General features: G+C 72.6%; 9 protein-coding genes. 5 read left to right on the top strand and 4 right to left on the bottom strand.

Translation table 11 applies throughout. The annotated features are described in order from the left end of the window. Positions 1-446: 446 nt before the first annotated feature. Positions 447-917 (bottom strand): nuclear transport factor 2 family protein, encoded by a 471-nt coding sequence (locus EU555_RS26985; RefSeq protein WP_135418478.1) that lies wholly within the window; start codon positions 915-917, stop codon positions 447-449. A 58-nt stretch (positions 918-975) separates the two neighbouring features. Further along, positions 976-1,917: an N-acetyl-gamma-glutamyl-phosphate reductase gene (gene argC / locus EU555_RS26980; protein WP_135418477.1), complete on the bottom strand. Its 942-nt coding sequence runs from the start codon at positions 1,915-1,917 to the stop codon at positions 976-978. 249 nt (positions 1,918-2,166) lie between these two features. On the opposite strand from argC, the gene EU555_RS26975 reads away from it, so the two are divergent. After that, positions 2,167-2,688 (top strand): DUF5872 domain-containing protein, encoded by a 522-nt coding sequence (locus EU555_RS26975; protein ID WP_135418476.1) that lies wholly within the window; start codon positions 2,167-2,169, stop codon positions 2,686-2,688. Positions 2,689-3,061: 373 nt separating this feature from the next. Continuing rightward, positions 3,062-3,715 carry a hypothetical protein gene (locus EU555_RS26970; RefSeq protein ID WP_135418475.1) on the top strand — a complete coding sequence of 218 codons (654 nt, stop codon included), beginning with the start codon at positions 3,062-3,064 and terminating at the stop codon, positions 3,713-3,715. A gap of 46 nt (positions 3,716-3,761) precedes the next feature. Here EU555_RS26970 and EU555_RS26965 read toward each other — a convergent pair whose 3' ends face one another. Beyond that, a complete protein-coding gene (locus EU555_RS26965) occupies positions 3,762-5,726 on the bottom strand; it encodes an alpha/beta hydrolase domain-containing protein (protein WP_135418474.1) in 1,965 nt (654 codons plus the stop codon). A 569-nt stretch (positions 5,727-6,295) separates the two neighbouring features. Between EU555_RS26965 and EU555_RS26960 the strand changes: the two genes are divergently transcribed. Beyond that, positions 6,296-7,513: a CaiB/BaiF CoA transferase family protein gene (locus EU555_RS26960; protein WP_135418473.1), complete on the top strand. Its 1,218-nt coding sequence runs from the start codon at positions 6,296-6,298 to the stop codon at positions 7,511-7,513. A 7-nt stretch (positions 7,514-7,520) separates the two neighbouring features. Here EU555_RS26960 and EU555_RS26955 read toward each other — a convergent pair whose 3' ends face one another. Continuing rightward, entirely contained in the window at positions 7,521-10,448 is a 2,928-nt protein-coding gene (locus tag EU555_RS26955; RefSeq protein ID WP_135418472.1) for an FAD-binding and (Fe-S)-binding domain-containing protein, read from the bottom strand. Positions 10,449-10,560: 112 nt separating this feature from the next. On the opposite strand from EU555_RS26955, the gene EU555_RS26950 reads away from it, so the two are divergent. Together EU555_RS26950 and EU555_RS26945 are read left to right on the top strand one after the other, a co-directional pair. Beyond that, positions 10,561-11,754: a pyridoxal-phosphate-dependent aminotransferase family protein gene (locus tag EU555_RS26950; RefSeq protein ID WP_135418471.1), complete on the top strand. Its 1,194-nt coding sequence runs from the start codon at positions 10,561-10,563 to the stop codon at positions 11,752-11,754. Between the two features lie 225 nt (positions 11,755-11,979). Next, positions 11,980-12,612: a hypothetical protein gene (locus EU555_RS26945; protein WP_135418470.1), complete on the top strand. Its 633-nt coding sequence runs from the start codon at positions 11,980-11,982 to the stop codon at positions 12,610-12,612. The last annotated feature ends 160 nt before the right edge of the window (positions 12,613-12,772 follow it).

The raw sequence follows: 12,772 nt of genomic DNA, 5'->3' as shown, positions 1-12,772 counted from the left end.
CATGCCCCGTCTCCCGCTCCCGTCGTCAGGAGCAGGGAATCACGCCCTCGCCGCGCGTGCAATTTGCAAGGAAACCCACTGACCCACGCCAAGCCCTTGCACGCGCGAAGACGTGTGCATAACCAATCCGCGCGATCTTCCAACGATTTAGACGTTCTTCACGGCCGACTCGAAGGACGGCTCCAGGGATCGCACAGACTTCTGGAGCCCTCCGTCGAGGCCGTCGATCAAAGATCGAGTCGATCTCCGATCGCGTGCGATCTCCGATCGCCAGCACCTCAGGATGAGGTCGCGGGTCGGAGGGGCTGACGCTGCCTCAAAACCGCACTGTCGTGTACCGTGGAGTTGCACGGGGCAACTCTGCTCAGCTCTTGGTCTTGCATCATTGTCGCCGCCGAACCGGAGACCGCTTCGGCACCGGTCGTTCGCGACCGGCGGAACGATGCTCAGAGGCCGAGGTCGCTCAGGCCCGGATGATCGTCCGGCCGCCGGCCGAGGGGCCAGCGGAACTTGCGATCGGCTTCCCGGATCGGCACGTCGTTGATCGAGGCCTCGCGCCGGCGCATCAGGCCGGCGGCGTCGAACTCCCACTGCTCGTTGCCGTGCGAGCGGAACCAGTGGCCGGAATCGTCGTGCCACTCATAGGCGAATCGCACGGCGATGCGGTTCTCGTGGAAGGCCCAGACCTCCTTGATCAGGCGGTAATCGAGCTCGCGGTCCCATTTGCGGGTCAGGAAGGCCACGATGGCCTCGCGCCCGGAGAAGAACTCGGCCCGGTTCCGCCAGCGGCTGTCCGGCGTATAGGCCAGCGACACCCGGACGGGGTCGCGGCTGTTCCAGGCATCCTCGGCCGCGCGGGCCTTGGCGGCGGCGCTCGCGGCGTCGTAGGGCGGCAGCGGCGGGCGGGTCTCGGTCATCGCGGCACCTGTCGCGCGGGCTGGACCGGAGGGCGGACGCCGCCCTCCGGCGGGAGGATCAGTCGAGGTCGAGCATCAGGCGCAGGTTCTGCACCGCGGCGCCCGAGGCGCCCTTGCCGAGATTGTCGAGGCGCGCGACCAGCACCGCGTGGCGGTGGGCGTCGGAGCCGAACACCCTGAGCTCGAGCCGGTCGGTGTCGTTGAGCGCCTCCGGCTCGATGCGCTCGCGATGGGCCCCGTCCTCCGCCCCGGTCACGACCTTCACCAGACTGGCGCCGGCGTAGCGGGCGGCGAGGGCGGCCTCGAGATCGGCCGGGCTCGGGCGACCGGGCAGCAGGTCGAGGTGGAGCGGGATCGACACCAGCATGCCCTGCCGGAAGCTGCCGACCGACGGCACGAAGATCGGGCGCCGGGTCAGGCCGCTGTATCGCTGGGTCTCCGGCAGGTGCTTGTGGCCGAAGCCGAGGCCGTAGAGCTCGAAGGCCGGGGCCTCGCCGGCCTCGTGCGCCTCGATCATCTTGCGGCCGCCGCCGCTATACCCTGACACCGCGTTGATGCTGATCGGATGATCGGCCGGGATCAGCCCGGCATCGATCAGCGGGCGCAGGAGCGCGATGGCTCCTGTCGGGTAGCAGCCCGGGTTGGAGACGCGGCGCGAGGCCCGGATCGCGGCCGGCTGCTCCGGCGTCAGCTCGGCGAAGCCGTAGGTCCAGGCGGGGTCGACCCGGTAGGCGGTGCTGGCGTCGAGCAGCCGCGGGCCGCCGCCGGGCAGCGAATCGGCGAGCGCCGCCGTCTCCCGCGAGGCGTCGTCGGGCAGGCAGAGGATGACGAGGTCGACCTCGGACAGGAGGGCGCGCTTCGCCTCCGGGTCCTTGCGGTGCTCGTGCGGGATCGACCGGACCGTGATGTCGGTAAAGGCGCCCAGGCGCTCGCGGATGCCGAGACCGGTCGTGCCGGCCTCGCCGTCGATGAAGACGCTCGGGCTGTGCTTGCGGGTCATGGGCGAAAGCTCCGTGGCGCGGACCGGCCGATGCCGAGCGACGCGCGCGTTGATTGGGGTCCGGCGGACGTCAAGTCAATCGGCAATGACGGCCCGGCTCCCCGGGAGTGTGGCGCGGGCTTCGCGACGGTCTCGTGTCGGTGCGCCGTCCACAGCGGATCCGGCCCCGGGGGCCCCGCCCCAGAGGAACCCTGCCGGCGCGCCCCGGTTGTGCTGCGAGATCCGAGCAGACGACATCAGGAACACCTCATGGCCGGAACCGCCAAGAAGACCGACCCGAAGCTCTGGGAGAAGGTCAAGAAGGACGTCACCCGCTCGTCGAAGGGCGGCAAGCCCGGCCAGTGGTCGGCCCGCAAGGCCCAGATGGCCGTGCAGGAGTACAAGGAGGAGGGCGGCGGCTACGAGGGCAAGAAATCCTCCGACAACCACCTCAAGCAATGGACCGACGAGGAATGGGGCACCAAGTCGGGCAAGAAGAGCGGCGAGACCGGCGAGCGCTACCTGCCGAAGAAGGCCCGCGAGGCGCTGTCCGACGACGAGTACAAGCGCTCCACCGCCAAGAAGCGCGCCGACGGCGCCAAGGGGCAGCAACATTCCAGGCAGCCGAAGGACGTGGCGAAGAAGGCCGCCGCCGCCCGCAAGGCGTCGCATGCCGGCGGCAGCCGGGGCGGGCCGACCAAGGCCGAGCTGATGCGGAAGGCGCGGGAGAAGAACATCCCGGGCCGGTCGAGCATGTCGAAGGGGGAGCTGGCGCGGGCGTTGAACGCCTGACGGTCGCGGGCCGGCCCGTTCGGGAGAGGGGATCACGCCCCTCGACCGCCTGAGCGCCCGGACGGCGCCGGCCGCGCCGCTCCGGCAGCCCTGGCCCGAAGATCTCGCGCAAGCCCGGAGGCAGCATGGGGCGGCCGCGGATGAGACGGCGGCACGGCGCGAGCGGGCAGGGCCGCAGCGGCAGGGCTGTGCCGAACCGTCGGTCGTCCGGGGGACCTTCGTCACTGGGGCGGCCGACAGATCCGCCGGGGTGGCGGGAGGGGCCGCGATCCCGGCGCGAGGATTCCGTGACGGCAGAAGCGACGCCACGCTCTCGCCCGGAATCCCTGCCAGGGCGGATCCCTCCTGTCCGAACACTCCGCCCCGAGGCTCGATGCTCGTCCGTACCGCCGTGCTCCTCACGCTCCTGACCGGTCCCGTCCTCGCGCAGGATTACAACCGGGCCGAACTGATCCGCGGCCTGTGCCAGAAGGACGGCTGCGACGAGTTCCAGGTCCTGAAGGCCGAGCCCGTGCTGACCGGCATCACCGGGATCCTCAAGCGCACGCAGGTCAAGACCTTCCACGCGAGCCACAGCGGACGGGTCGAGCGCGAGGCGGAGACCGGCTACGTCTACTGCTCGCCGAGCAAGCCTGCCGTCATGGCGCAGGGCAAGAGCCGCACGGCGGCCTTCATGCTGGCGCCCTTCGCGACGGAGGACAGCAGCGAGACGGTCCGGAAGAACGCGAACTTCGTCGCCATGTACTTCGCCATCTGCCACGGCCCGGACGTGGCCCGGCGGGCGGTCCACGATCTGCGCGGCACGGCCTCCTCGCTCGGCTACCGGGTGGCCGCGACCGCCTCCCGGATGGTCGAGCTGACGACTCCGGAGGCGATCGTCGACCGCGCGGGCCCGCCGCCCGTGGCCCAGGCCCCGCGTCCCCAGGCCTCACGTCCTCAGGACGCGCGTCCGGCACCGGCCGCGCCGCGGCGCGAGGCCTTGCCGGGCCCCGACCTGCAGCCGCCAGGCGAGATCCCGGAGGAGTGAGCCCCCGGGCAGGCGGTTCTCCCGCAGGCTCCTGCGGGAGAACCGCCTACGGCGCGCCCGCCTGACGCGCCGCCTGGATCATGCGGTCGCCATCCTCGCGCAGGAGCAGGCGATCGGCGACGAGCCCGTCCACGGCCTTTGTGACGGCGGCCAGGTAGGCGGCCTGATCCGGGTAGCGCTCCTCGAGCGAGAGGCGGGGATCGCCGTTGGCCTCCCGCTCCGCCCGGGTGCGGGCGAAGGGCAGCTGGCTGCCCTCGCGGTCGCACAGGGCGCCGGCCGGGAAGGGGTCGGCATAGAGGTTCCAGCCCGTGAAGGTGGCCCGTGGCGCCGCGACGGCCGGCAGGCGGATCCCCGCCACGTCGTTGCCGTCGGCATCGACGCGCGGCACGAGCGGCCGGTATTGCGGCCCGGTCTCGGGACGCGGGTCGACATAGGTGCTGAACCGCGCGATCGCGTTCGGGGCGGTCGGGACCGGCACGCCGACGAGGAAGGGAAAGCCCGTCGCGGCCGCCTCGACCAGCGTGCCGTCCTGCACGCGCGGGATCCGGCTCGGCGGCGGAGCCGTGCCCTTCGTCACCCATTCCTCGAGCGCGACGAGGAGCGCGCGGAGCGCCGGCGCCGGATTGAGCGTGCTGCGCGGGTTCGCGCAGGGACCCTTGTCCGAGACCATGCCGGCGCGCCCGTAGTGGAACGCGCTCGAGACCAGGAAGGCCCGCGCCGTGTCGGGCAGGGCGATGTCCTGGCGGCCGAGGGGGTCGGTCGTCAGCAGGGACGCGCCCTTCTGCCAGTACTCGGTGCCGGTATTCACCTCGATCAGCAGCGGATCGAAGCCGTCGCCGCGCAGGAGCGCGCCGGTCCGTCCCGTTACCGGGTCGTGCTGGCGCGCCGCCGAGAACGGGAAGGCATTTTCCGGATAGAGGTGGTCCTCGTGCTGCGTGTTGGTGCGCGAGGGCTGGCCGAAGCGGGCGTTGAGGAAGACCCCGCCGATGCCGGCGATGTGGGACAGGACGCCGTCGAAGACCTTTCGCCCGGCCTCGTCGCGGTTGAAGCCCTGCTGGATGAAGTCGCGCAGGTAGCGCCCGCTCTGCGAGACGCCGAGGGCGACCGCGTGCCGGATCGCCCCGCCCGCCGGGTTGGCGCCGCCGGCCGCATCGCCCCGCAGGGAGGCCACGACATCGCGCACGGCGGCAAAGCCGATGCCCAGAACCTTCGGCTCGGTGGCCTGGTAGGTGAACTGGTAGAGCGAGCCGGGCAGGGGCTTCGTGCCCTTCGGCAGCAGCTCGAGCTGGCGCGGCGTCGCGTAGTGCCAGGCCTCCGGCGGGACCGGCCGGGGCGGATCGGACTCGCGCCGGCGCACCGTCAGCTGCGTCCCGGCCTTGTCCTGGCTCGCCGCCTTGAAGGTGAGGAAGAAGGGCGCCTCCGGCGGCCCGCGGGTCGCGCTGACGAGTTCGTCGCGCACGGTTTCGACGATCGGTGTGCCGTTCCGGGACGCGACCGGCACGTCGATCGCCATGCCGCCCTGCTGGCGCAGGGCCTCCGCCTCCCAGCCGGCCCACACGATGGTGTCGCCGCGGCGCAGGACGAGGCCGGTCCCGGCATCGGCGGCTGTGCGCGGATCGTTGACGGCCTGCGCCGCCTGCGCGGGCGCATCGAGCACCCAGTTGAACAGGAACTTGCGGCCGCGGTTGAGCACCTCGAACAGCAGCGTGCCGCTGCCGCGCGCCGGATCCTTCGGCCGCAGGATGAACAGGTCGGTCTTGTACTCGACCAGGCCGCGGGCGTTGCGGGGCGCCAGCGCGATGTCGGCGATGCCGGCATTGGCGGGATCGGCCGGATCGAGCTCGCCGCGGGCGATCCCGATCACCCGCTCGTACGGCCCCGCGGACCCGAACTCCGCGCCCTCGGCGAACGGCTCGACGGTGGCGATCTCGAAGCCGGTGATGCGCGCCTGGGCCGGCGCGACGCCGAGCGCGCATCCGAGCGCGCAGGCCAGAGCCCGACTGGTCCCCATTGCTGTCTCCCCCGTCCGGCTCGTGACGATGGCCGGTTGCGTTAGCAAACACAGTCGAGGCTTATGCACAAGCGCTGTTCCGTCAGATGGAGCCTTATCCACTCGCAACGCCGAGGCCCTCGAACGCTCTTGGATACAAAAAAGGAATATCTCTAGATTGGCACAATACAGGCCGCCGATGCCGGATCCGTCCTCGCGGTGACCTCCGCCCGAGGCGCCCGGCGTCGATGGTCGATGGCAGGCCTGTCCGGCGGGGATCGTCCGGATTGCCACGGCCACGAGGCTTGGATACCGTTTCGACGATCCTGGTGCAGCCCGGCCCGAAGCCGGGGCCGGGATCGTGGCCGCCCGCCAGAAGGCGGCGCGCATCGGGAGGGCGAGAGGTCGTCTCGGCTCCCTGACGGGAGAGACAGGCCCATGCTCACGCGCCCGAAGGCGACCATAAGCGTCCTCCCGCGGCTCGCCGTCGTCGTCTCCCGACCGGCTCCCGTGCTTCCGCCCGGCGAGGGGCGGGCTCGGCCCGACGAACCTGGCCCTGTTCGCCTCGGGCGCCGCCGCGGAGGACAGTCATGACGCAGACGCGGTCGGGCCCCCTCGCGGGGGTCAAGGTGATCGAGCTCGCCCACATCATGGCGGGCCCGGTCTGCGGGATGATGCTCGGCGACATGGGCGCGGAGGTCGTCAAGGTCGAGAAGAGCGAGGGCGGCGACGACACCCGCCGCATGGTGCCGCCGGCCCTCGCGGGCGAGAGCGCCGCCTACATGATGATGAACCGCGGCAAGAGCGGCCTCGCCCTCGACCTCAAGGCGCCGGAGGGCCGCGCGGTGCTGCGCCGGCTGCTCGCGGATGCCGACGTGCTGATCGAGAACTACCGCGCCGGCACGATGGAGAAGCTCGGCTTCGGCTACGAGGCGTTGCGGGCCGAGCGCCCCGGGCTGATCTACTGCTCGCTCTCCGGCTTCGGGCGCACCGGGCCCTATGCCGACCGTGCCGGGTTCGACCTCGTGGCGCAGGGCATGAGCGGGCTGATGAGCATCACCGGCGAGGGCCCGGGCCGCCCGCCGGTGAAGAGCGGGGCGCCCGTCACCGACATCACCGCCGGCATCCTGGCGGCGATGGGGGTGCTCGCGGCCTATACCCACCGCCTGCGCACCGGGGAGGGGCAGCGGGTCGACACCTCGCTGTTCGAGGCCGGCATCGTCCAGACCTACTGGCAATCGGCGATCGCCCTGGCGACCGGCGTGGCGCCCGGCCCGATGGGCTCGGCCCACCCGCTCAACGCCCCCTACGAGGCATTCGAGACCGCCGACGGCTGGATCACGGTCGGTGCGGCGAACCAGACCAACTGGCTGCGGCTCCTCGGCGTCCTCGGGGCCGAGGCCCTGGCCGAGGACCCGCGCTTCGCCCAGAACCGCGGCCGGATGGAGCACCGCGCGGAGCTCGGCGCGGCGCTCACGGCCTATTTCCGGCAGGCGACCTCCGCGGAGTGGCTGGCGCGGCTGGAGGCCGGCGGCGTGCCCGCCGGGCCCGTCCTCGACGTCGCGCAGATGCATGCCGACCCGCAGACCCTCGCCCGCGAGATGGTGGTCGAGGTCGAGCACGCGCGGGCGGGCCGCATCCGGACGCTCGGCACCCCGGTCAAGTTCTCCGCCACGCCGGGACGGGTCCACGGGCCGGCGCCGCTGCTGGGCGAGCACAGCCGCGCCATCCTGGCCGCGCACGGCTACGCTGCGGCGGAGATCGACGACCTGATCGAACGGGGCGTGGTGCGGGAGACCGCCCCCTGACGTCGGCTCAGCCCGCCGCAATGCCGTGGCGGCCCGGCCCCAGCGCCGCGGCGAGCACGCGGGCGACGTGGATCGCCTCTTGGCCGAGCCCGTCGCGGATCTGATGCCGGCAGCTCGTCCCGTCCGCGACGACGAGGTCGTCGGGGCCGGCGGCGCGCAGGGCCGGAAACAGCGACAGCTCGGCCATGGCGCGGGAGGTCGCCTGCGTATCGGCCCGGTAGCCGAAGGCGCCGGCCATGCCGCAGCAGCTCGATTCGATCACCCGGATCTCGAGCCCCGGCACGGCGCGCAAGGTCGCCTCGACCGCCCCCATGGCTCCGAAGGCCTTCTGGTGGCAATGGCCGTGCAGGTGCGCGACCCGCCCGCCCTGAGGCGCGAGCGGCAGCGCCACCCGGCCGGCCGCGAGGTCGGCGGCGAGCAGCTCCTCGAACAGCAGGGCGGCCGCGGCGACGACCTGCGTCTCCTCGCCGGGCAGCAGGGCCGCGAACTCGTCCCGGAAGGTGAGCAGGCAGGCAGGCTCGAGGCCGACGATCCGGGCGCCGGCCCGCACGAAGGGCAGGAGCGCGTCGCGGGTGCGCCGCGCCTCCGTGCGGGCGCGGTCGGTGTCGCCGGTCGCCAGGTAGGTGCGCCCGCAGCAGGGCGGGCGGCCGCCGGTCGCCGCCGCGACCCGGTGCAGCCGGTAGCCGGCGGCGCGCAGGACCGTCTCGGCGGCTTCCAGGGTCTCGCGCTCGAAGGCGCGGTTGAAGGTGTCGCCGAACAGGACGAGGTCCAGGCCGTCGCCGACGACGTCGGAGGGGTGGGCGATCTCGCCCGCCTCGCGCCAGGGACGGCGCCAGCGCGGCAGGGGCCGGGCGGCCGAGAGCCCGAGCACCCGCTCCGACAGGCGCGCCAGCGCCGGCACCCGGTCGCGCAGGTTGAGGAGGGGCGCCAGCGCCGCGGCGGCGCCCGCATAGGCCGGCAGGTGCGCGAGCACCCGCTCGCCGAGGGAGCGCCCGTGACGGGCGTGGTAGTGGTGCAGCACCTCGATCTTCATGCGCGCCATGTCGACGCCTGTCGGGCATTCGTGGCGGCAGGCCTTGCAGGAGACGCAGAGATCGAGCGCCCGCTTCGTCTCCGGCGCCGTGAGGGCGTCCGGCCCGAGCTGGCCCGAGAGGGCGAGTCGCAGGGTGTTGGCCCGGCCGCGGGTCAGGTGCTCCTCGGCGCGGGTGACCCGGTAGGACGGGCACATCGCCCCGCCGGCGAGCTTCCGGCAGGTGCCGTTGTTGTTGCACATCTCGACCGCGCCGCCGAGGCCGCCCCAGTCCGACCAGTCGAGGGCGGGGGCGGGCGCCTCGACCCGGTAGCCGTCCGAGAAGCGCATCAGGCTGCGGTCGTCCATCCGGAGCGGCCGGACGATCTTGCCGGGGTTGAGCCGGTTGTCGGGGTCGAAGGCGTCCTTCACCGCCTCGAAGGCGCGGGCGAGGCGGGCGCCGAACAGCGGCTCGACGAATTCGGAGCGCGAGATGCCGTCGCCGTGCTCGCCCGAGAACGAGCCCTTGAAGCGGCGCACGAGGTCGGCCGTTTCCTCGGCGATCGCCCGCATCGTGGCCACGTCGCCGGCGCGCTTCATGTCGAGGATCGGGCGCACGTGCAGGCAGCCGACCGAGGCGTGGGCGTACCAGGTGCCGGTGGTGCCGTGGCGGGCAAAGCAGGCCGTGACGGCGTCGGTGTAGTCGGCGAGGCTCTCGAGCGGGACGGCGCAATCCTCGATGAACGACACGGGCTTGGCGTCGCCGCGCATCGACATCATGATGTTGAGGCAGGCCTCGCGCATCTCCCAGACCGTGCGCTGGCGGGCGGGCTCGCGCACCTCGACCACGGCATCCGGAAATCCGTGATCGGCCATGCAGGCATCGAGGCGGCGCAGCTCCGCCGCGAGCCCGGCCGCCTCGTCGCCCGCGAACTCGACGAGGAGCAGACAGTCGGGCCGCCCGCGGGTGATGTCGGACAGCGTCGCGCGAAACAGCGGGATGTCGGCTCCCAGCACCAGCACGTTGTTGTCGACGAGCTCGACCGCCGCGGGCCCGAGGTCGACGAGGGCCGGCACCGTCTCCATCGCCGCGCGGAAGGAGGGGAAGTGGCACACGCCCATCGCCCGGTGGGCGGGCAGGCGCGCGAGCTTCAGCGTCACGGCGGTGGTGGCCGCCAGCGTGCCCTCCGAGCCGACGAGGAGGTGGGCGAGGTTCGGCTGCGCCCCGAGCAGCGCGTCGAGGTTGTAGCCGCCGACCCGGCGCTGGACCTGCGGGAACATGCGCAGGATCTCGTCACGCTCACCCTGCGCCAGGGCCAGCATGCGGCGCGACAGGTCCTCGATGCCCGACACGGCCTGCGCCGAGAGCCGGAACGGGGTGCCGTCGGCCAGCAGCCCGTCGAGGCCCAGCACGTTGTCGACCATCTTGCCGTAGCGCAGCGAGCGGGCGCCGGAGGAGTTGTTGCCGGCCATGCCGCCGATCGTGCAGCGGCTCGCCGTCGAGGGCTCGACGGGGAAGAACCAGCCGTCGGCCTTGAGGCGCGCGTTCAGGCGCTCCAGCACCGTGCCGGGCTCGACCGTGACCGTGCCGCCTTCCGGGTCGTAGGCGAGCACCCGGTCGAGGTGGCGCGCGCAATCGACCACGATGCCGGTGCCGATCGGCTGCCCGTTCTGCGAGGTGCCGCCGCCGCGCAGGATCACCGGCACGTCCTCGGCCGCCGCGACCGAGAGGACGGCCGCCACGTCCTCGCGGCTGCGCGGCAGGACCACGGCGCGCGGGAAGATCTGGTAGATCGAGGCGTCGGTGGCGTAGCGGCCGCGGTCGAAGCGGCCCGTCAGCACCTCGCCCGAGACGGCGCCGCGCAGGGCCCGCGCCAGGGGATCCCCGTCGTGGGAGGCGCCGACAGGTTCCAGGGTCCCGTGCATCGCGGCCTCCCTCGCGGGCCGGCGCTGAAGGCCGGCTCTTGTCTTGTCCGGCATTCATAATACAGGATTCACGCACTCACAAAGCGATGGGCGGCGAGCCCGGGAGGATCCGATGAGCTACGCGCCGGGGCGCCACTTTCTCCAGCTTCCGGGTCCCACCAACACGCCGCTGCCGGTCCTGGCGGCGATCGCCCGGCCGACGATCGACCATCGCGGGCCCGAATTCGGCCGCCTCGGGCGGGCGGTGCTGCAGGAGATCCGGCCGGTCTTCGGCACGACGAACCCGGTGGTGATCTACCCGGCCTCCGGCACCGGCGCCTGGGAGGCGGCCCTCGTCAACACGCTTTCGCCGGGTGATCGCGTGCTGATGGTCGAGACCGGCTGGTTCGCCACCCTGTGGCACCGGCTCGCCAAGCGCCTCGGGCTCGAGGCCGAGTTCCTCAAGGGCGACTGGCGCTCGGGCGTCGATGCCGGCGCGGTCGAGGCGCGGTTGTCCGAGGACAAGGGTCACGCGATCAAGGCGGTCTGCGTCGTCCACAACGAGACCTCGACCGGCGTGACCTCGAACGTCGCGGCCGTGCGGCGCGCCCTCGACGCCGCCGGGCATCCGGCGCTGCTCCTCGTCGACACGATCTCGTCCCTCGGCTCGATCGATGTCCGGCACGACGAATGGGGCGTCGACGTCACGATCGCGGGCTCGCAGAAGGGATTGATGCTGCCGCCCGGCCTGTCCTTCAATGCGGTCTCGGACAAGGCGCTGGCGGCCTCCAGGGGCGCCCGGCTGCCCAATTCCTACTGGAGCTGGGAGGAGATGCTGGCGGCGAACGCCAACGGCTACTTCCCCTACACGCCCTCGACCAACCTGCTGCAGGGCCTCGCGGTCGCGCTGGAGATGCTGCGCGAGGAGGGGCTTCCGGCGGTCTTCGCCCGTCACGACCGCGCGGCGGCGGCCACCCGGGCCTGCGTCGCGCATTGGGGCTTCGAGATCCAGGCCCGCAACCCGGCGGAATACTCGTCCGCGCTCACCGCCGTGCGGCTGCCGGAGGGCCACTCGGCGGATGCGCTCCGGGCCGAGATCCTGGCGCGCAGCAACATGTCGCTCGGCAACGGCCTCGGGCCGCTGGCCGACCGGGTGTTTCGCATCGGCCATCTCGGCGACTTCCACGACCTGATGGTCACCGGCACGCTGGCGGGCGTCGAGATGGGCCTGAAGGTCCGGGGCGTCCCGCACCGGCCCGGCGGGGTCGAGGCGGCCATGCGGGTGCTCGCCGGCAATGCCGGCCCGGCGGCGCTCGCGGCGGAGTAGGGGCGCCGGGCCGTCCGGGCGACCCGGGCGGCGAGAGTTCCAAGCGGCGAGGCCGGATCGTCCCGCGATCCGGCCTCGCTCGCTGCCGTCGCGTGGTCGAACCGGCTTGCGCGGCGCGACGCCGGGATCGTAGATCATCGCGATCCCACGCAGTCCGGTCGAAGACGAGCCTTCCCGTCTTGCCGGATCTCCCCAGTCATCTCCCATGTCCAGGGGCCGGCCGACATGAGACAGATGCCCTTCGCGCTCGCGGCGCTGATCGCGGCGGCCGAGGCTGCCGTCGCGCAGGCGCCTGCCCCGCAGCCGCAGATCCTCGACTGCGCGGATTTCTCCAGGAAGACGGAAGAAGCGTATTTCGTGAAGCGGTTCGGACGCGAGAATGTCGTCACGGCGAAGCTCGACGGGGCCGAGGGCGAGACCATCCCGGGCACCGTCGTCTACCCGAAGGATCCGAGCCGCCGCCTCGAGATCACGTGGTCGGACGCCAAGCGCCGAAAAGGCCTGACCGGCATCACGGTGCGCGGCCAATCCGAGTGGCTGGTGCGCACGCCCGGCAAGGCCCGCGAGACGCTCCGTCTGCGCGACAGCCTCGAGGCGGTGCAGGAGGCCAACGAGCGCCCGTTCCAGATCAGCGGCTTCGGCTGGGACTATGGCGGCTACGCCACCGGCTGGAAGGGCGGCCGGCTCGACGCGATGCCGGCCGGGTGCGGCCTCTCCGTGCGCTTCAACCCCGACCCGACGGTGCGCGGCAAGGCGGCCGACAGGGCGTCGGGCGAGAAGGATTTCAGCTCCGCCGACCCCGCGATGCGGGCCGCCAAGCCCTTCGTGTCGTCGCTCACCCTCGGCTGGCCGGAATAGCGTGAGCCGGCCCGCGCCGCGCCGCCCGCCCGCGCCCTGCGGCGCTCAGGTGGATCGGGGCGGCGCGGCGTGGATCCAGGCCGCTCCGGCGCATCGGCCGGCTCGCATTTCACCGGTCCTCGCAACCCTTTAGCAACGCCGTCCCGTTGCCAGCCTTTAA

The organism is Methylobacterium nonmethylotrophicum, assembly GCF_004745635.1.
Taxonomy (GTDB): domain Bacteria; phylum Pseudomonadota; class Alphaproteobacteria; order Rhizobiales; family Beijerinckiaceae; genus Methylobacterium; species Methylobacterium nonmethylotrophicum.
Note: the sequence above shows the minus strand (reverse complement) of the source record. Positions and strands in the feature narration are given on the sequence as shown.